This window comes from Collinsella sp. LCP19S3_C9 (assembly GCF_052121575.1).
In the GTDB taxonomy this organism is placed as follows: Bacteria; Actinomycetota; Coriobacteriia; order Coriobacteriales; family Coriobacteriaceae; genus Collinsella.
In genome coordinates this window covers 23164-43685 of record NZ_JBQKDZ010000010.1, presented here as the reverse complement: position 1 = coordinate 43685, position 20522 = coordinate 23164, and the positions used below count along the sequence as shown (strand labels likewise).

General features: G+C 63.3%; 14 protein-coding genes. 7 read left to right on the top strand and 7 right to left on the bottom strand.

All coding sequences use genetic code 11. From position 1 onward, the window contains the following. Nucleotides 1-264 precede the first annotated feature (264 nt). From ACTQXI_RS06015 to dnaX, 6 genes are all read right to left on the bottom strand, one after another. Entirely contained in the window at nucleotides 265-1203 is a 939-nt protein-coding gene (locus tag ACTQXI_RS06015) for an FHA domain-containing protein (protein ID WP_441548421.1), read from the bottom strand. A gap of 3 nt (nucleotides 1204-1206) precedes the next feature. After that, on the bottom strand, nucleotides 1207-3048 hold the full coding sequence (locus ACTQXI_RS06010; protein WP_441548420.1) for a serine/threonine protein kinase: 1842 nt from the start codon (nucleotides 3046-3048) through the stop codon (nucleotides 1207-1209). After that, nucleotides 3045-3947 (bottom strand): hypothetical protein, encoded by a 903-nt coding sequence (locus tag ACTQXI_RS06005; RefSeq protein ID WP_441083519.1) that lies wholly within the window; start codon nucleotides 3945-3947, stop codon nucleotides 3045-3047. Before ACTQXI_RS06005 ends, ACTQXI_RS06010 begins: the two co-directional genes overlap by 4 nt. 243 nt (nucleotides 3948-4190) lie before the next feature. Then, a complete protein-coding gene (recR, locus tag ACTQXI_RS06000; protein WP_099432550.1) occupies nucleotides 4191-4787 on the bottom strand; it encodes a recombination mediator RecR in 597 nt (198 codons plus the stop codon). A gap of 13 nt (nucleotides 4788-4800) precedes the next feature. Beyond that, the gene (locus ACTQXI_RS05995; RefSeq protein ID WP_427719331.1) at nucleotides 4801-5121 is read right to left on the bottom strand and encodes a YbaB/EbfC family nucleoid-associated protein; all 321 of its coding nucleotides are present in this window, start codon (nucleotides 5119-5121) and stop codon (nucleotides 4801-4803) included. A 221-nt stretch (nucleotides 5122-5342) separates the two neighbouring features. Beyond that, nucleotides 5343-7838 (bottom strand): DNA polymerase III subunit gamma/tau, encoded by a 2496-nt coding sequence (dnaX, locus tag ACTQXI_RS05990; protein ID WP_441548419.1) that lies wholly within the window; start codon nucleotides 7836-7838, stop codon nucleotides 5343-5345. A 115-nt stretch (nucleotides 7839-7953) separates the two neighbouring features. On the opposite strand from dnaX, the gene ACTQXI_RS05985 reads away from it, so the two are divergent. From ACTQXI_RS05985 to pknB, 7 genes are all read left to right on the top strand, one after another. Beyond that, entirely contained in the window at nucleotides 7954-8679 is a 726-nt protein-coding gene (locus ACTQXI_RS05985; protein WP_427719328.1) for a hypothetical protein, read from the top strand. Nucleotides 8680-8823: 144 nt separating this feature from the next. Next, nucleotides 8824-10677, top strand: a complete 1854-nt coding sequence (locus ACTQXI_RS05980) for a serine/threonine-protein kinase (RefSeq protein ID WP_441548418.1) — start codon at nucleotides 8824-8826, stop codon at nucleotides 10675-10677. Further along, nucleotides 10674-11681 carry an FhaA domain-containing protein gene (locus tag ACTQXI_RS05975; RefSeq protein WP_427719325.1) on the top strand — a complete coding sequence of 336 codons (1008 nt, stop codon included), beginning with the start codon at nucleotides 10674-10676 and terminating at the stop codon, nucleotides 11679-11681. Before ACTQXI_RS05980 ends, ACTQXI_RS05975 begins: the two co-directional genes overlap by 4 nt. Before the next feature lie 6 nt (nucleotides 11682-11687). Then, nucleotides 11688-12104, top strand: coding sequence for an FHA domain-containing protein (locus ACTQXI_RS05970; protein ID WP_055250779.1), 417 nt, complete (start codon nucleotides 11688-11690; stop codon nucleotides 12102-12104). Then, nucleotides 12101-14038 (top strand): Stp1/IreP family PP2C-type Ser/Thr phosphatase, encoded by a 1938-nt coding sequence (locus tag ACTQXI_RS05965; protein ID WP_441063848.1) that lies wholly within the window; start codon nucleotides 12101-12103, stop codon nucleotides 14036-14038. The genes ACTQXI_RS05970 and ACTQXI_RS05965 overlap by 4 nt, the downstream gene beginning before the upstream one ends. A gap of 16 nt (nucleotides 14039-14054) precedes the next feature. Next, nucleotides 14055-16925 (top strand): FtsW/RodA/SpoVE family cell cycle protein, encoded by a 2871-nt coding sequence (locus tag ACTQXI_RS05960; protein WP_441041749.1) that lies wholly within the window; start codon nucleotides 14055-14057, stop codon nucleotides 16923-16925. A gap of 133 nt (nucleotides 16926-17058) precedes the next feature. Then, nucleotides 17059-19008, top strand: coding sequence for a Stk1 family PASTA domain-containing Ser/Thr kinase (pknB, locus tag ACTQXI_RS05955; protein WP_427795137.1), 1950 nt, complete (start codon nucleotides 17059-17061; stop codon nucleotides 19006-19008). A 595-nt stretch (nucleotides 19009-19603) separates the two neighbouring features. Here pknB and ACTQXI_RS05950 read toward each other — a convergent pair. Then, nucleotides 19604-20521 carry a toll/interleukin-1 receptor domain-containing protein gene (locus ACTQXI_RS05950; protein WP_441067381.1) on the bottom strand — a complete coding sequence of 306 codons (918 nt, stop codon included), beginning with the start codon at nucleotides 20519-20521 and terminating at the stop codon, nucleotides 19604-19606. Nucleotide 20522: the final 1 nt, after the last annotated feature.

Genomic DNA, 20522 nt, shown 5'->3' with positions numbered 1-20522 from the left:
ATGCCGGATGCTCCCGGGCACGCCCCGGTGATGGGAAGCGCCCGCAACGGAAATCCGCATGCGGGTTTATTGTACCCCGCCGTCAAGTGTAATTTCGACAAATATAGGCGGGCGGTAAAGGTTTATCCCGAGCGACCATCAAGGGCAAAAATAATCCTTCCGTCACCGAGGGACCAAATGGCAGTTGCGGTGAAATAGGGACTGTTTTTGCCGGCCGTAGCCTTAAACAGTCCCTATTTCACCGCAACTTATTTAGGAGATGAGTCAGAGGGCGCCGAGGAGGATGGCGTAGGTTGTGGATTCTCCGAGCCTGAGCTCGTCACCGGGGTTGAGCCGAGCGGAGCGGCCGGGCTCGACCTGGGTGCAGACGTTCGTCGCGCCGTTTACCACCACGGTTCCGTTGGTGGACGACAGGTCCTCGACGTACCAGACATTTTGGTCATCGCACCACACGTGGGCATGGCGAGCCGAAACGTCATCGCCCACATCGGTGATATCGCCCTCCCCCGTCGCCAGCGCGCCGATCTCGACGCCCTCCTCACTCGGCTGAATCCAGCGCGGGGCGCTCACCACGTAGCCGTTTTGCACGCGCAGCAGTCCCAACGGGTGCGCAGGCGCCGCCTCGTGCTCGCCCGTGACCGTCGAGGTGCTCAGCGAGCGCGGCGTCGACGTGGCGCCGCCACAGGTCGCATGAGCGTAGTCGAGGGCATAGGTCACCGACGAGCGGACATCTGCCGAGCAGCCCACGGCGACAAACAGCACCAGGATGGCCTCGGCGCGCTCGGCGGGCATGAGCTCAGCCGCCTGCGACAGGCGCTCGAGCGCATTGCGATAGAGATTCGTGTCCTGATGGCATTCCTCGAGTGCCCGCACCATGGGCTCGCCAGCGGGGCCGCACACCATGTTGGTCACGGCCGTGGCGTCCATGGGATTGCGGCGGCGCAGGGCCAGCTGCGACATAATGCGCGCGGCCGAGGTGCCGTAATCGGCAAAATAACGTTCCTGCAGCGTGCCGACCGGCGCGCGCACGATAAAGCGCGAAACCCAAGAGCGATCGGCAGCACGGCTCTGCGGACTACGGCCGTCGACGAGCGGGCGGCTCGAGAGCACCAGGCCGCACAGTTCGATATGACTCAGGTGCGCTGCGCGCTTAAAGATGTCAAACATTGCCCCGCACGGGGTGAGCTCAGCTTGAGAAGCCATGGCTTAGCCCTCCTTGGTCGCAGAGATAGTGTCGGATACTTCGGCCGGCCCGCCAAAGGCGCGAGCAGCCGCGGCTCCGCCGGCAAGCGGCGTCGCCATGGAAATTTTCGCACGTCGCGCTGACACGACGGGAAGCTCAAAGGCAAACCCCATCGCCAGCAAAAACCACGTGAGCGCATAGGTTGCAATTAAGGCGGCAACGAAGCCGCTCGCTACGGCGCGCTGGGAAAACACGGTGCATGCAACCGCGATCAGCACCGGAACCTCGCAGGCAGAAAGCACCAGTACGCCTTGCAGGAACCCCGTGCGACGATCGTGTGCCATGGCGCCGGCAGCGATGCCCACCATGCCCGGCGGTGCCAACGCCAGTGCGGCGATAATGGCCGGCAGCTTCCCGGACCACATAAGCGGTCCCACGACGAGTGTCACATGGGCGCCCGACGCCAACAGCGCAGCTGATACCACGACCACAGCCCAAAGCACGCCGCATACCGCCGTCGCCCCAACCATCGCCGCACGCCGGGCCGTGTGCCCCGATACCTCCATCGGGCACGGCAAGAGCGGCTCGGCGCGAAGCGAGCGGGCGACATTTTGCGCATAGTGGTCGCAAAATGCCGAGAGCGCCGCCTCCACCGCAGCCGGCTCGGGACGATCTTCCTGATGGCAGGACAGGCAGGCCATGACCACGTCGAACAACTGGGCATCGACAAACGCCAGCGCATCGCGCAGATCCTCGGAATTTGGATCGAGTCCCAGCTGCTGAGCCTGTTCGGCCGCGGCAAGTGCCACATCGGGCTCGCGTCGCAGCAGTTGCGTCAAGTCGCAGCCGGGCGCGTGGGCGCCAACGGGATAATCGGGCAGCGTATCCATCTTGAGGCGATAAGGGCTGGCGATATCGCACGTCTTTTTGCGCGAGCCCGAAGTACCCGACGCACCCGGCGCTACTTCGTACGGCGCGACACCGGCGATGAGCTCGTAGACCGTACTCGCCGCTGCATACACATCGATTGCCGGCGACATGCGAAGCATGCGCAGGTCGGGGATATCGTCGGTGAGCATCTCGGGCGGGGCGTAGGCCACCGTCGCGCGGCGCAACGTGGCATAGCGCTCGGTAAACGACGCCTTGCCGCCGGTGCCGGCCACCGCAGAGGCGGGCTCGAGCGCCAGCGAAGAGCCAAAGTCGATCAAGCACAGGTCGAAGGTGCCTTCGGCAAGCTGTCGGTCGAGCGGCAGGCGCGCCGTGCGCACCATAATATTAGCGGGCGAGATATCGCGATGGACGAACCCCTCGCCTACCAAGCTCATGCGGCAGAGCAGATCGAACAGGTCGCGACCCAGGCGCGCCGCCAGGAGCGGCGACAGACGCCCGGCATCGTCCACGGCAAGGCGCGAGCGCAGGCGAGCGAGCGTCTCGCCCTCGACCCACTCCATGACAATCGCGGGAACGCCGTCAACCTCGCCCCATCCATACAGGCGGGGAAAGCCTCTAAGGCCCGAAAGGGCGCGATGGCATTCATATTCCTCGCGAAACGCCGCCTTGAACTTGGTGACCAGCGCCTCGTGGGCGACATCGTCATCAAATTCGTCGCGCGTTGGCAAGATGAGCTGCTTGAGTGCCACGGCCTCGCCCTGCGCGTTGACGGCACGCGTCACACGGCCGATACCGCCGCGGCGCATGGTGGCGTCATCGGCAAACAGCATCGTAAAACGGCGCAGGTAGGCGGGAAGCTCGTCCGGGCCCAGCGCAATGGCGGGCTCAAACCCTCCAACGCGCGCCAGGCGCAGGCCCACCATAGGGTCACGGCTGAGCGACTGGGTTGCCACAGAAGCAAGGCTATTCGTCATAGGGCGATCGCCGCCACTTTGGTATTGAAGTTGTTGAGCGCGACGTCGTCATCGCCATAATGCCCCACCCATTGGCACAGATTGGTGTAGCAACCCCATAGGTTGGCGTATTGCTGATACCACTTTGACTTGGGAGAAAACGTTTGCCGGCCAAACTCGGCACGGATGACAAACATATCGTTGGTCAGGCTATCGCACGGTCCGGTATCGCCTGTTGCGTTATAGGTCGAAACCACGCTGTTGGCGCGGGCGACATAGCCATCGAGCATGTTGTATTTGGTCACGAGCCAGCTGTGAATACTCTCCTCCTCGGCAGCCGAGAGACCACCCGAGCCCGTGTCGCCGCCGGCACCGCCGTCCGTCGAGCCATCACTCGAAGATCCACCGCCAGAGGCGGAGCCCGAACCGGAACCGCCGCCCGACGAATCGGAGCTGGAGCCAGACGAACCCGAACCGCCGGGCTGGCCTGCCTGTTGGGCGTCCTGCCCCTTCTGCTGCTCGGCCTTATTGACGACAGAAGCCACACTGTTGTTGGAAAGCTTCGTAATGACCTTGGTGTTGGTGAGCACGATGGTCTTGCCGTTTGCCAGCGTAACCTCGTTGTCCGATGTTTCTGGACTGTCCGCATCGTCGCCACCGAACACAACATGCGAGACCACGCTCGCCCACGCATATCCGGTTGTCGTTCCCAAGTCGCTTTTGGCCTTGCGCCCAATATGCAGCTCGCGCTCAGCATGCGCCTGTACCATGGACGGCACCGTCATGCCATAAGCCGAAACACCGGCTATGACCAGCACGAGCGAGCAAGACAGCAGCACGTACGCCCGAGGCGCCAGGCCCAGCCGGCGTCGAATGCGCACCGCGGCGCCATGCTTTGTCTGAGTGCTAGCGGGCCGCATGCGTTCTCCTCCAACAAAAACACGCCGCTTAAAAGCGGCGCATTCTTTCATATCCACATTTGAGTGTATCAGCGAACTCAAAAGGTTGTGCAACGAATGGGCAAATACGAGGTGAGAGTGGACCCATCCACGCGATAAGCGGATGAAAAGCAGGTTTGTTGCGCAACAAATGCATGAACTCGCGCCCAATTATGAGCGCCCCGTGCGGCAGGCTGACGGGACATGCCGCGGAGCTGACGCCGCCTAGATCGCACGACGGGCCTCGATGGCACGGCCGAGCGTAAGCTCGTCAGCATACTCCAGGTCGCCGCCCACGGGCAGGCCGCTCGCCAGACGCGACACCTCGACGCCCAGAGGCTTGATGGTGCGGGCAAGGTAGCTCGCCGTGGTCTCGCCCTCAATGTTGGGGTTGGTGGCGATAATGACCTCGTGGATGTCCTCGTGGCCCAAGCGCGCCAGCAACTCGCGGATGTGCAGCTGCTCGGGGCCGATCTTGTCCATGGGGCTGATCACGCCGCCCAGCACGTGGTAGAGGCCGTGGTAGCTGCCCGTGCGCTCAATCGCCTGGACATCGCGCGGCTCACCCACCACGCAGATGCGGGTGGTGTCGCGCATCGAGTCTTGGCAGATGGAGCACTCGTCGGCCGTGGCGTAGTTAAAGCAACGGCTGCAAAAGTGGACCTCCTGCTTGACCTCCAGGATGGCCTCGGCCAGGCGGCGCGCCTCCTCGGCGTCGGCCTCGAGCAGGTAGTAGGCGATGCGCTGGGCCGATTTGGGGCCAATGCCCGGCAGACGGCCCAGCTCATCGAGCAGTTTTTGCAGACTATGGTTGGCACTCATATATGTGCGCGTCTTAGAACGGCATGCCCGGGATGTTGAGGCCGCCGGCGATGGCGCCCATCTGCTTGTTGGCGAGCTCGTTGACGCCGCGGACGGCCTCGTTGACGGCAGCCATAATCATGTCCTGCAGCATATCGACGTCCTCGGGATCGAGCGCATCGGGGTCGATGGTGAGGTTGACGAGCTCCATCTCGCCGTTAACGGTCACCTTGACCATGCCGCCGCCGGCAGAAGCGTCGACGGTCTGGGACTTGAGGTTCTCCTGCGCGGCGGCAAGCTGCTCCTGCATCTTGCGGGCCTGCTTCATCATCTGCTGCATGTTCATACCGGCCATGATGGCTCCTTTACGTGTGGTCGCGCGACAAGCTGCAAGGGCAGCCGGGCACGGCGGGACTTTCAAACTCAAAAATCGTACCACGGCGCGGGGCAAACGAGCGGGGCGGTCGCGCTAACTCAGTCGATGTACATGTCCTCTAGCGTGACGCGCCGCCCAAGACTATGCAAGGTCGAATTATGCAAGGTCTCACAACTCGGCGTATATACCCGCCCGCATAGTTACTCCACCGGCTTGAAGATGGTGGACTGGCCAAAGACACTACGTATGAGGGCTTTGGCCTCGTCCTCGGTCTGCGGGATGCCCGGGGCTGCGCCCTGGTGACCGAAGGGACTGCCAGCACCGGGGCTGGACTCCCAAGGGGCAGCGAGGGCGTCGTCACTTGCAGGAGCGGACGTCGCAGCCGCGGGAGCTGCGGCCGAAGCGGCAGGGCTGGGCGCAGGCGCCGCGGCAGGCACGTCGAACGGAGGAAGATCTTCCCCGCTCGCATCGCCGGCGAAGCCGCCGACCATGGCGTCGTCGTAGGGTACCTGCTCGGATTCCCATGGCGCAGCCTGCGCAGACGGCTGAATCTTGGGAGCAGACGCGCACTCGGGCGCTCGGGGCGCGGGCTCGGTCGGGAGCTTGCCCGTGGCAGGAGCACCGGCAGGGTTGTCGGAGCGCAGCCAGGGGGCCTTGGCCAGGTCGGATGACTTGGGTGCAGGCGCGGCAGCGGGCTTGGACGCGGGGATCGGAGCAGCCGGTTTGGGCACGGCGGGTTCAGTCACCGACGGGATCGGTGCCGCTACCGGTGCCGCTTTTGGCTGCGTCGCGCTGGCGCTCAAGGATGCAGGGGCCGCCGAGGACACGGGTTGCGGGTCCGCAGATGCCGCAGCCCGTGCAGATGGAGAATGCTCCTCATGTTGAGGAGCCGGCCTGACACCCCCATCCAGGACATAGTCGACGGTGCGACGACCGAAGACCGCACTGACTGTCGGCAAAAACACCGCCTGTGTATCAGCACGCCCGAGCATCTTGATAGCAAATGCCGTAGGGAACGAGACCGTGAGCTTAGAACCATCGTCTGCCGTAGCGCGAGCGTTCAACAGGAGTGCCGCATAAGAAGGTTGTTGGGCCTTGACGCGCTCGACGACCTCGACCCATTTGCGCTGGAGCTCGCCGGCATCCTCTACCGCAGGGGTCTCGGCGGCGCCGGCGGCAGCAACCTGAGCGGCAGTGTTGGGCTGGGGCTTAGGCGCCGGAGCGGTGATAGGCGCGGGGGCCGCAACGGGCTGAGGCGTCGGAGCTGGCGCAGGCCGAGGCGCAGGCGCCGCAGGCTTGGAAGCTGACACGGACGCAGGCTGCGTCGCCGGAGCGGCGGCGCCGCGATCCCAAGGCATGCCGCCCTGGCGCGCGGGCGTAGCAGTGGGAGCGGTGGATGCCACAGGGGCAGCAGCTCGGGCACCCGAGATCAGCGTCGGTTGTTGTGTCGCCACAGGTGCAGCCGCGACAGCCGCAGGCGCAGCACCAGCAGCAGCCACGCTCGCCGGCACCGCGGCGTTGGCGACCATGGCCTCCAAGCGTGCCACGCGCTCGGCCAGGGCCTCAATGGTCAGATCGGCCTCGGGACGTGCCAGGCGCGTGCAGGCGATCTCGAGCACCAGGCGCACGTCGCTCGCACCCCTCATCTCCAACGCGGCATCGTCGAGCACTGTCAGCACGCGGGCCAGACGGTCGGCCGGATGCCCGCCAAAGGCAGCGGCCTCGGCAGCAAGCGCCTCAGCCTGCTCGGCCCCGCCCTCAAACAGCTCGGCACGGGTACCGGCAACGCAGGCCACATACACGTCGCGCACGTGCGCCACCAGGTCGCGCGTCAGCTCAAGCAAGTCATTGCCCTCCTCGACCTGTGCGCGAATGAGCCCATAGAGTTCAGCAATATCACGCTCGGCGATGGCGCGGGCAAACTCGCCCAGGATCTGGTCCGAAACCTCGCCCAAAAGCGAGCGGGCATCGTCCGCATGCACGGCGCCGTTGCCAAAAACGCTCAGCTGCTCCAGCGTGGAAAGCGCGTCGCGCATGCCGCCCTTGGCATGGCGCGCCACGATGGCCAGCGCCTCGTCGTCGTAATCGAAGCCCTCCTGCTCGCACACGTAGGACAGACGATGCTCGATATCCTCGTTGCCGATGCGGTGGAAATCGAAGCGCTGGCAGCGCGAGAGGATGGTCTCCAGAATCTTTTGCGGATCGGTGGTGCACAACACAAAGATCACGTGCGCCGGCGGCTCCTCGAGCGTCTTGAGCAGCGCGTTAAACGCCGCCGTCGTGAGCATATGGACCTCGTCGATGATATAGATCTTGTACTTGCCACGCACCGGGGCAAAGTTAACGGAGTTGATGATCTCCTCGCGCACATTGTCCACGCCCGTACGGCTTGCGGCATCGAGCTCGTAGACATCGGGGTGGTTGCCCTCGGCGATGAGCTCGCACTCTTCGCAAGTGCCGTCGGGCATGCAGCCGCTTGCGCCCTCGGCGCGCGCCGCCTCGGCATTGCGGCATAGCAGCGCCTTGGCCAGAATGCGCGCCATGGTGGTCTTGCCCGTGCCGCGCGGTCCGCAGAACAGGTACGCGTGGGACAGGCGTCCCTCGGTGATGGCGTGCTCGAGCGTCGAGACGATATGCTGCTGGCCCACCACGGAGTCGAAGGTGAGCGGGCGATACTTTCGGTACAACGATTCCATGGGTGCTCCCCCGGGTATACTGAGTTTTGTTGCCGCGACGGCCATGCGGTCGCACGGCATACTGCACTCATAATAACCCGTACGGCGAGCCCGCCGCGATAGGAGTCCAAAGAGCATGGCAGACGCAGAGAGCAACCTCGTTCCCTCCGAAGCAGCCGACCAGGTCGAGGTCGCGCTCGAGAAACAGGCAGCAGCCGACGACGGCATCCTGTACCTCAACGAGTATCAGTACGAAAACGACCTCGTCACCGACTTCGCCCGCTTGGTCGCCTCGCCCAGGCGTCGCGGCTCGCTGTATGTCGCCGCGGCAATTGCCGCGCTGCTCGGCATCGGCATGTTGGTGGCCGGCGGCAACTGGATCAAGTTTGGCGTCGTCCTGATCGTGTTCGGCGCCTTTTTGGCCTGGTGGAGCAAAAACCTGCACCACACGCTCGCCCGCGACTTTATCGACGCCGTCGAGGCCGACAAGTCCATGGGTGGCCGCTATCGCCGCGTCGCCGCCAACGAGGACGGCTTGATGGTTTGGGGCAAGAGCGGCAAGTCGCAGTTCTTCCCGTTTGAGAAGCTCGACCACGTACTCGACGGCGAGCGCATCTTTGTTGCCATGTTCGCAGACCAGGGCGTGACGATCCCCAAGGACACCTTTGTTCGCGGCGACGCCGAGCAGTTTGGCTCCTTCCTTAAGGCGCGCATCAACAAAAAGCTCCGCATCGAGACCAAGAAGAAGAAAATGAAGGCCGAGAAGGCTGCAGCCGAGGCCAAGCAGGGAGACAAGGCAGACAAGCCCCAGGACAACAAGGGCAAGCAGTGCAAGCAGAAGAAGGGCAAGAAGAAGCGCTAAGGCCAAGTCAGACAGGCAGCCTCGCATCCCGCTATCCTCCCCATGCACCAGAGCGTGCTACACTAGCAGCATCTATGCCACCGCGAATGGCTCGGCCCCGCGCCCGCCGCTCGCAAACGAACTTTAAACGCACGAGGGTTGGCCATGCCGCTTTTCTCGCAACATACCGCCCGGTTCTCGCCGGACGTCCCTTTGGAGGGCACCAGCTCTCGCGAGCTGCTCAAGCGGTACCAGCCGCTCGAGACGCTTGCGACCGGCGGTTTTGGCTCCATCGAGATTTGCCGCGACACGCACCTGCGCCGTCGCGTGGCCATTAAGCGCATCCCTCTTATCAACGGCTCCGGCATGCCCGCCAGCGACATCATGGATGTACTGCGCGAGGCACATACCGCCGCCATGCTTCAACATCCCAATATCGTGCAGGTTATCGACTTTACGCATGACACCGCCTATGCCTACCTGGTCATGGAGTATGTCGACGGCATGTCGCTGGCCGAGTTTTTGCATCGCGTGGACGGCCACTCGCTCACCTTTGACGAGGCAGCGACCATTGCCGACGCGTTGGGTCAGGCGCTCACCTTTGCCCATGCAAACGGCGTGCTTCATCTGGACATAAAGCCCGCCAATGTGCTCATTGACCACTCGGGCAATGTAAAGCTCACCGACTTTGGCATGGCGCGGCTGTCATCTGCCGGCGGCTTTGGCGGATCGCGCGGCGGCACCATCGGCTACATGCCGCCCGAACAGCTCGATATCGAGACCGGCACGGTCGACGAGCGCGCCGATGTCTTTGCCCTTGCCTGCGTGATCTACGAGGGCCTGTGCGGCAGCGCCCCCTTTATGGCGGCAACGCCTGCCGACTCGCTCGACCGCATCATCGGCGGCGCCACCTACCCCAGCGAGCTGATCCCGCACTTTCCCCCGGGGGCCGAGGCAGCGCTCATGAGCGCCCTCTCCCCTATGCCGCAAGACCGCCCCGATAGCATCGAGGCATTCTGCGACCAACTCCTTGCCGGCTTGGGGAGCGTGCGCGAAGGCCGTCGCAGCTTGGAGCAGATGGTAAGCGAGCTTTCGGACGACGAGCACGCGGCAGACGATATGGAGTCGCTGCCTTACGAGGATAACGCCATCGAAGTCGACCCCGCGCTCGGTTGGGCGGGCACGCGCTGGAGCTGCGCGCGCGATTACACCATGCGCGGTATCTCGGCGCTAACGTGTGCAACCTTCAGCTTTTTGCTTATGCAGACAGCGGGCGTCGCGGCGCTTCCCGGGCTGGTCGCCGCGGCCATCGCTATTGGCGCGGCGGCAGGCTTGGCACCGCAGATCGGCTCGGCTATCTCGGCCGTGGGCTTTTTGGTGCTCATGGCCAACGCCACCATGCAGGCGCAGGGCATCCTGTCGATGCTGCCGGTCGCGGTCATTTTTGCCGCCGCCATGTCCGGATGGTGGATTGCCTGGGGACGCACCGAAGCGGCCGCGAGCGCGGCACTCACCTGCACGCTTGCGCTAGGTTGTCTAACCGGCGACGCCATCCTTGCCGCCGGGGCCGCCGCGGGCTTCGCGGCGTTTTGGCTCGGCCCGGCAAGCGCCGCTGCCGCCACGGGTATAGGCGCGCTTTTTGCCCGCCTGGCCGCAGCTGCCCTCCCTACGGGAGGCGTGCTGGGGCTTGGCAATGTCGCCGCAGCGCTGGGCGACGCGTTCCTCTGGGCCGCCTTCGCACTGATTGCAGCAGCAGCCGCGGCAACGTCGCTGCTGCTCAATGCCCATGCCAAGCGCGCCGAGCAGGGGTCAAACCTCGCCGCCATCGTCGCAATTGCCGTCGCCGGTATCGGCTCGGCCGTATCGTTTTGTCTTGCACACCATATGGAAATTGCCAGCCTTGCGGGCACGGTCGTCGCCAAGGCGGCGGTTGCGGGAATCCTATCCTCTATAATCGTTGGGATATGCCTGTATTTGCTCGGATACCAAAGAACCTATACGGAGAGTGATCTTTCGTGAACTTCCTGAACATCTTCGAGGACCACGTGGCCGGCATCTTCGGTGCCACCCGTGCCCCGTTCTCCTTTAAGAAGCTTGCCAAGCAGGCTGCTCGCGACATGGAGGATCAAACTCTGGTGATCAACGGCGTCAACACCGCGCCGGCGCTCTATACCATCCTGATCGCCACCGATGACGATCCCATGCTTGCCCCGTTCTATCCCGAGCTTTCGCGCGAGGTGCGCGAGTTTGTGAAGGCGCAGGCCGAAAAACGCCGCTACGTCTTTGTCGGCGAGCCCCTTGTTCGCTTTATGATCGACCCTCAGCTGCGCGCCGGCAAGTTCTCGGTCTTTGCCGAGAACGTCGACGCTCCCACACTCGGCCGTCTGTACGAGGAAGAGCGCGCCTATCAAAATGGCCTGGGACAGAACAGCTCGGCCACAAGCCGTGCCGCAAGCGCCCCCCGCGCCGGTCAGCAGCAGTTTGCATCGCCGCAGCAACACCCGGCCGCCATGCCCCAGCAGCAGCCGACACCCCGCGCTGCCACTCCCGACCCGCTCGCTGTGGCCGACCCCTTTGCACCCAATGTCCCCGATCCCGCAGCCCCCATCCCTGTGCCGCAAACCGTCTCGCGCGACGCACTTGCCGGTATGGGCGGAGCGGCTGCCACTGGCGCCGCCGTGGGCCTTGGCGCTGCGACCAGCATCGCCTCCAACATGGCAAGCCCCCGCGCCCCGCAGCGTCCGCTCGCCCAACTCGTCGACGTCGTGAGCGGCGAGAGCCACAACATCACCTCCGCGCAGGTGACCATCGGTCGTGAGCGCTCGGTATCCGACATCGCCCTGCGCGATCCCAACGTGTCGCGCCGTCATGCCCAACTCACCTTTACCGGCTCTGACTGGTCGATCGAGGACCTCAACTCCACCAACGGCACGCTCGTCAACAACCGCCGCATCACGCGCTGCCCGCTGCGCAACGGCGATCTGCTAACGTTTGGCCTGAGCACCTTTGAATTTAGGGGTTAATCGCTTATGAACATCGATATCGTCCTTTTTGCAGGCCGCATCGTACTGGTCGTCCTGCTTTATATCTTCTTGTTCGCCGTCATGAAGACCGGCGTGGGGCTCGTGCGCGGCCAGCGCCGAGACTCTGCCATCTGGACGATCGATGTGGACAAGGGCCCGCGCGGCATCCGCGGTATTCACGTGGATATGCTTGGCCCCGTCATCGTCGGTCGTTCGCCGTCATCTGACATCTGCATCAACGAGCCGTTTGTCTCTGCCTCGCATGCGCGTTTTTCGCTGCAGGGCCCGGCACTTATTATCGAGGACCTCAACTCGCTCAACGGCACCCTTGTTAACGGCCGCCAGCTGGTGGAGCCCGCAACGCTGCGCGAGGGCGACGAAGTCCAGATTGGCGACGTGGTCATGAAGGTGAACCGTCGATGATCGACGAGGAGAACAAGTCCACAACCATGTCCGAGGCGCTGGCTGCCCCCGCGGCCGTGCCGGCTCATGCCGCCCCGGCGGGCCCTGCGCCCGTTGAGCCCGAGGACACCGTGTTCTCCCTGCCTCTTTCGCATGTAACGCAAGACCATCCAATGCCCATCGATGGCCAGGATGAAGATAATTCCACCGATGCCCCCATCGGCGCGCACGCCGTTGCCGATCAACCTTCGGCACCGGAAACTACACCTGCGCCGGCCCACTTTGCCGAGTCTGTCGCCGCGGCAATCGATGAGAGCGCCGCGGTGTTTTTGGCCCCCGAGCCCACGGCACCGGTGTTTCCCGTAGTTCCAGCACCCACCGCAGCGCCCGAGCCCGCATCTACACCGGCACCCGCGGCGGCATCCTCCCCCGCGGCCGCATCGGCGCCCGAGGCCGTGCAGCCTACGGCCGAAGAGATGCCCGTCACAGCGACGGAGGACGCCTCTCAGCCCCACAGCACGCCCGCGCCCGCGCACTTCGCGGCACCCGAGCCCGCAGCCGTCGCCCCGCAAGACGAAGAGCCTGCCGACAACACAACCGAAGTGCCCGCCACGTCTAAAGTCGACGATCCGAGCAACGAGGCCAACGCCGTCTCGCCCGGCGACACGGCTGAGATTGATGTCGCCGCCGTGGAGGCCAAGCTCAAGGACCCTGGTTCGACCATGAGTTTTGAGCCGCTGGCCGACGAGCGCATCGAGACCGATTCGACCTACGATGCCGGCACCACCACGCAACTCATGTGGGGCGCCCGCTCCGATGTTGGCTGCGTGCGTCCGCACAACGAGGACTCCTACCTGGTACAGTCGCCGCTCTTTTGCGTGTGCGACGGCATGGGTGGTCACGCCGCCGGCGAGGTAGCCTCCTCCATCGCGGTCGAGACCATCGCCAAGACGGCGCCACAGGCTGCCGACGCCGCGCGCCTAGCCGCAGCCGTCGAAGCTGCCAACGCCGCCGTCATCGAGGCCGCACTCAACGGCCTGGGCAAGCCCGGTATGGGCTGCACGGCAACCTGCGCCTATATCGAAAACGACATGCTCGCCATCGCCCACGTGGGCGACTCGCGCGCCTACCTGCTCCACGAGGGCACGCTCATCCGCGTGACCCGCGACCACTCCTATGTGGAGGAGCTCGTGGACGCTGGCGAAATTACGGCCGACGAGGCGCGCGTCCATCCCAACCGCTCGGTTATCACGCGTGCGCTGGGTTCGGACCCCGCCATGTATGCCGACCACTTTACCCTGCACATCGAAGAGGGCGACCGCCTGATCCTGTGCTCGGACGGCCTTTCGAGCATGATTCCCGATAGCGAAATCGAAAACATCGCCACGCAATCGTCTACGGCGCAGATTTGCGTCGACAACCTGGTGGACGCCGCGCTCGCTGCCGGCGGCCACGACAACGTGACGGTAGTCGTTGTGGACCTGGTCGACGACGGCGTCATGCGCGAGGCAAAGCGTGTTCGCCGCCGCAACGTCACCATTGCCGCCATCCTGGGCATCGCTTTTGTGCTGGCGGCAACCATCTGGGCCTACGCGGGCGTCACCGGCTCGTATTACCTGGGCACCTACAAGGACACCGTCGCGGTCTACCGGGGCATTCCCGGCAAGCCGCTCGGCCTTAAGCTGCACTGGCTCGAGAGCACGACCGCCATCAAGCTATCCGACCTACCCGAAGACACGCAGAATCGTCTGAAAGCAGGCATTCCGCAAACGAGTGTCGACGACGCGCAGGACACTATCTCCAAGTACCGTCATCAGATCGATGAGGAACAGACCCGCCAGGTGATCGACGCGCAAACGATTCGCGACAACACCGACCAGGAATCGACTTCCAAATCGAATTCCGAAAAAACCGCCGAACAGTCCGCCGAGGCCGAAGCCTCCGATAAGAATTAGAAAGGGAGTGCCGCTTATGAGTCGCCGCAACACCGAAATGCTCTTGCTCATCGCCTCGGCGTTCCCCGTCATCCTGCTGTATGCGATGTACGTGCTCACCGCAGGCGCTTCCATCTCGTTTGAAACGCTCGCCGTGCCGATCGGTCTTTTTGCCGCCTTCGCCGCGGCGCATATCGCCGTGCGCATCCTGGCGCCCGGTGCCGATCCGGCCATCCTGCCCATCGTCTTTGTGCTTTCGGGTATCGGCATCACGTTCGTAACGCGTCTGGCACCCGCCCTCGCCATCTCGCAGCTCGTCATTCTGTTTGTCTCGGTGGCACTGATGGTGGGCACGCTCGCGATGATCAAGAATCTCGATGTGGTCATGCGCTACAAGTACACCTTTGGCATCATCGGCATCATCTTGCTGATGCTGCCCATCTTTATCGGCACCACCATCTCGGGCTCCAAGCTGTGGATTCGCATCGCCGGCTTCACCATCCAGCCCGGCGAGTTCGCCAAGATTTTTATCGTATTGTTCTTGGCCGGATACCTAGCCGAGAACCGCGAGCTACTCTCCATCTCCAATCGCAAGATCTTGGGCCTCAAGGTCCCGCGCCTGCGCCTGCTGCTACCGCTGTTCGCTGTGTGGGGTGTATGCCTTCTGGTCGTTGTCTTCGAGCGCGACTTGGGCTCCGCCGTGCTGTTCTACACCATCTTCTTGCTGATGCTCTACGTCGCCACGGGACGTTTCTCGTATGTCGTCATCGGCCTTGCGCTTTTGGCAGTGGGTGCCGTGGGCGCCTACAAGTTCCTGTCGCATGTCCAGGTACGTTTCCAGATCTGGGCCGACCCCTTTAAGGATGCCCAGGGCCAGGGCTACCAGATTGTGCAATCCCTCTTCTCGTTGGCTGACGGCGGTCTTATCGGCGTTGGCATCGGTAATGGCATGGCCAATAACATCCCCGTCGTCGAGTCCGACTTCATTTTCTCGGCCATCGGCGAGGAAATGGGCCTTTTGGGCGGCGGCGCCGTACTCGTCCTGTTTATGCTCTTTGCCGTGCGAGGCCTGACCACGGCCGCCCGCGCTAAGTCTGACCTTGCCGCATTTAGCGCCACGGGCCTCACGGCCGCCATTAGCTTCCAGGCCTTCTTGATCGTTGGCGGCGTTACCCGCCTGATTCCGCTGACCGGCGTCACCCTGCCCTTTATGAGCCAGGGCGGCTCCTCGCTGCTGGCGAGCTTTATCATTGTCGCGCTTTTGCTGCGCGCCGGCGATGAGGCCACCGGTCGCGAGGCCGAGCTCACCGGCACCGGCACCATGGCCGCCATCACTGACGACCAGGTCGCTTCTGCCGCGGCGCATGCCGGCACGCGCTTCGCTTCTTCGTCTTCCTACGGCCGTGGCAGCCACTCCACCGGCTCGCGCATGCGTCGTCGCCTGCTCGATACGCCCGAATCTGGCGTGCTCGGCCGCGTGGCGCTCGCTAACCGCCTAACCCGCGCGGTATTTGCCTTTACGGCCCTGTTCGCCATCCTCATCGGCAACCTCACCTATGTCCAGGTCATCAAGGCCAAGGATTACCAGGATATGCCGACCAACAATCACACCATCGCCCGTTCCAAGTACATCCAGCGCGGCTCCATCATCACGTCCGACGGCGTGACGCTGGCCGAATCGCTGCAACAGGAGGACGGCACCTACGTACGCTCCTACCCTAACGGCAACCTGGCCGCCCATGTGGTTGGCTATGTGAGCCAGCAGTACGGCACCGCCGGTATCGAGAGCGTGATGAACGACACGCTCACCGGTTCCAAGGATTACTCCAGCTGGAACAACGCCATCGCGTCGCTCGCGGGCCAAAACCAGCCGGGCAACACCGCCAAACTCACCATCGACTCCCGCATCCAGACGGCTGCCGAACAGGCTCTCAAGGGCTTTAAGGGCGCCGTTGTGGTCATGGACCCGCGCACTGGCGCGGTGCTCGCATGTGCCAGCTCGCCCACCTACGACAACACCAACATCGACGCCCTGCTGCAATCGGGTGGCGGTGAGGACGGTTCTATGTACGACCGCGCCATGGACGCCCTCTATACTCCGGGCTCCACGTTTAAGGTCGTCACGCTTTCGGCGGCGCTCGAGTCCGGTGCAGCGACGCTCGACACCACCTATAGCGCTCCGGCCGAGATGGAGATCGGCGGCGCTGCCGTCACCAATGCCGACGACATCGGCTACGGCACCATCTCGCTCCGCCGCGCGTTTGCCGTGTCGTCCAACGTCGCCTACGGCCAGCTGGCCCGCGACCTCGGCGCCGAGACGCTCGTCAACCAGGCGAACGCCTTTGGGTTTGGCCAGTCGCTCGGCCAAGACTTCTCCACCACGCCCTCCATCATGCCCGACCCGTCGGTGATGACGGAATGGGAGCTCGCCTGGGCCGGCGCCGGCCAGCCCGTCGGCATGGACCACACGCCGGGTCCGCAGACCACCGTCATGCAGAACGCCGTTATCGCGGCGGCCATCGCCAACAGCGGCGTCGTCATGGACCCGTTCTTCGTTGCCCAGGTGCTCGCCCCAGACGGAACCGTGGTCAAGACCACGCAGTCCCGCTCACTGGGCCAGGCCGTCAGCGCCACCACGGCCGAACAGGTCAAACAGGCCATGCTCGACGTCGTTCAATCCGGCACCGGCACCGATGCCCAGATTCCGGGCGTCAAGGTTGCCGGCAAGACCGGCTCTGCCGAGATCGTCGGCACCAAGGTCAACTCGATGTTCGTCGGTTTTGCGCCTTACGATTCACCCACGGTCGCCATCTCGGTAGCCTTGGAGGATTACGACAAGCACGACGTCGAGGCGGCAAAGATCGCCGGCATCGTCCTGACCGCGGCGCTTGCCGCCCAGGGAGCGTGATGCCCGTGATTGATGCGCAAGCATGGGGCGTGCCGCGGCCGATAACACTAGCGGCAATGCGCCACACGGCCCCAGCGGCCTCAAATTTGGTACTACACACATCGTTGAGCGAATAGTCATGTTAGGAGCAGGAATGGAACAGAGGGTCCTCGGGGGAAGATACCTCCTCAAGGATAAGGTAGGGACAGGCGGCATGGCGACCGTCTACCGTGCACAGGACCAGGTCCTCGACCGCACGGTAGCTATCAAAATCATGCTGCCGCAATATGCCGGCGACGCCACCTTTGCTGCACGCTTTAAGCAGGAGGCCCAGGCAGCCGCCGGCCTCTCCTCCCCCTATATCGTCGGCGTCTACGATTGGGGCAAGGACGGCGACACCTATTACATCGTCATGGAATACCTGCGCGGCACCGACCTTAAGAGCGGCATCAAGAGCCACGGCGCCCTTGATCCCAAAAAGGTCGCTCAGATCGGCTCGCAGATCAGCTCCGCACTTTCGGTCGCCCACAAGCACGAGATCATCCACCGCGATATTAAGCCGCAGAACATCATGGTGCTGCCCGACGGCAACATCAAGGTCATGGACTTTGGCATCGCGCGCGCCAAGAACAGCCACCTTACGCAGGACAACAACGTTTTGGGCACCGCCCACTACGTAAGCCCCGAGCAGACCCGCGGGCAGGATCTAGGCCCCACCTCGGACATTTACTCGCTGGGCGTCGTGATGTACGAGTGCGCCACCGGCCGCGTGCCTTTCGACGGCGACGATGCCATCTCGGTCGCACTCAAGCAGGTCAACGAGCTGCCCGTGCCGCCGAGCCAGATCAACTCCGGTGTCGATGCCGATCTTGAGCGCATTATCCTCAAGTGCATGGAAAAAGATCCGGCTAACCGTTTCCAGACGGCCGACGAGCTGCGTCAGGTGCTCAACAGCTACCTGTCTGGTCGCGCCGTCAACGTGCCGGAGCCTACGCGCGTTATCGGCGCCGTTGGCGACCTGGGTGCCACCAAGACCCGAGAGCTATCCGACCAGACGCGCGCCATGGTACGCCCCGTCTCGGGCGTGAGCGGACAAAATAACGCTCGCAGCTCCGTCTCGGGTTCAACCGGCTCTTACGCCACCGAGCAGCCCAAATCCAACAAGAACAAGATCATCGCCGCCGTAGTTGCTGCGGTAGCCGTAATCGGCGTCATCGTGGCCTTTGCCACCGGACTCTTTGGCGGCGAGCAGGTCCCGGTTCCCGATGTGTTGGGTAAGGACCAGGAGACCGCCGTCGAACTGATTAAGGATGCCGGCCTTGACGTCGGAACCATTGACCAGAGCTACAACGACGACGTCGACGAGGGAAAGGTTGTCGAGCAGACTCCTAACGGTCACACCAAGAAGCCCAAGGGCACCAAGGTGAATCTGGTAATCTCCAAGGGTCCCAAGCCCTCCGAGAAGGTTGATGTCCCGCAGCTCGTTGGTCTGACCAAGGACCAGGCAGAGGCGGCGCTGGCAAGCGTCGGCCTTAAGGGCAATGCCACCGAGGAAGCCAACGAGGCCGAAAAGGGCGAAGTCTTTGAACAGGGCACCGATGCGGGCAAGGAAGTCGAGAAGGGCACGACCATTTCGTACAAAGTCTCGAGTGGACCCGACACCACCTCCGTTCCCGATCTGACCGACATGACCGAGGCTCAGGCACGCAACGCCCTCGATATGGCCGGCTTCGGCGTCGATGTGACCTACCAGGAGAACGATTCCGTCACCGAGGGCACCGTCATTAGCTGGAACCCCAGCGGTAAGCAAAAGCCCGGCGCCACGATTACCGTCGTCATCGCCAAGAAGTCCGGCAAGGCAAACGTTCCGGGCAACCTGTACGGCAAGAGTATCTCCTCCGCCGTCACCGCGCTCAACAACGCCGGATTCTACAACATCGCATTCTGCGATCAGAACGGCAACCCCGTGAGTGGTAACGAAAACGCCACCGTGACGGGCGTCTCCCCCACTGGCAAGCAGTCCACCGACAGCACGATCACGCTGACGGTTTCGATTTCTGGCTCTGGCACCGATTCAGGCGACGATTCCGGCACGACCAACTAGTCATCGAGACATTGCCCACAGCAGCTGATGCCACAAACATATTCGCTCACAGGCGCCCGCTTGCTCCCCCAGCAAGCGGGCGCTTTCTTTATCCGAAGCAGTGAAAACTACGGTATGCCTTTAAACCAGAAGAGCCCGGTACCGCAGTGGTACCGGGCTCGATATTGCTCTGGTGCCCCCAGGCGGATTCGAAAACTCCCCCGCGGGGAAATCGGTGACGCGGGTGTCGACGGCCCGAATCCGGCGAGCGCGACATGGCCTGCAGGGGACTGACCGAGCACTCGGAGAGCGCCGGTTGAGCCGACGCCGAGAAGACGCGATCGACAGGGGGCGTCGCACGACGGCGCTCGGCGACCCGGCGCGAGAGGCCCCCGCCCGGCGACCACGGAGGAGCGATGGCGACTACTGGAAGCCATCGAGCGAAGCCGCTCGGCGAACGGGGCCGGTGTGAGCGGAGGCGGACGAAACGCGGCCCCGGGGAGCGTTGCCAGGGAGCCGCAGCGAGAGCGGCGCCATGCGTCGCGGGCCCCGCCCATAAGCGGGACCCATCAGCCGCGAGGCCAATTGTTATGGCGGTCCTACGATGGAAGCCGGTCTAGAAGTCTATCGTCCCCGCAACGTCCTCGACGTTCTTTCGATAGGCTGACCGAGCAGCCTCTTCGCGAGCTTGGCGTTTCCGTTCCCTCTCAAGATATTCGGCCTCAAGTTTGTTAGCTTCTTCCACGCACAAGACGAGGGTGTCACGGTGATAGTCCCTAACTTCTTCGACGGTGGTCCCATTAAGGATTATTTCGTCGCCGACGACCGATGCGATATGGGGCCTATGCATGGTGGTAAATCTTGGCGGCAAGTCCCAGGACTTCAAGAAGAGCTCGCGCCACAGAGAGCTGGGGCGTCTCGACAATCGGAATGGCACTTCGTACAGGGCACTCCCCCTCGTTCCATCGTTCCTCGGTTCTCCCACCTCATCGACCACAATACCGACAATTCTGATGGGCTCAGAGCCCTCGCCCTCTTCTTCGCGTTTTTTCGAAGATGTCTGAGCGATGCGGCGCTTGGGCGCAACCGACGGCTTCTTCTTGACCCCATAAAGGGTCGCAAGCAAATCGTTATAGCCACGAGACTCGACTCCATCGCCCAAGTCGACCGCCAATTTCCCCTTGAGGAAGGTCGGGAGACATTCCTCGACGCCCCCTTCCTTTATTACCGGGATAAACTTCCTCTCATTATGCCCAGAGAACAGTTCTCCGCTGATGATATGGCCCTCGTATCCAACCCCACCGATTCTCGCATCGGCCTTCTGCTTATATGCTGGGGTGCAGACAATAAGAACATAGTCCGATGATCTGACCGACTGCTCCATGAACTGAGGCAACCTGTCACCCAGTTCGAGATCATATTGGTCCAGGACTGCATCGATCCCGTCCGACAGAAGGCGGTTGGCCAGCGCCTTTACCCATTCGAGGTGTTCTTCGCTTTCCCATGCGTAGGATATGAAAACCTTAGTCAACATG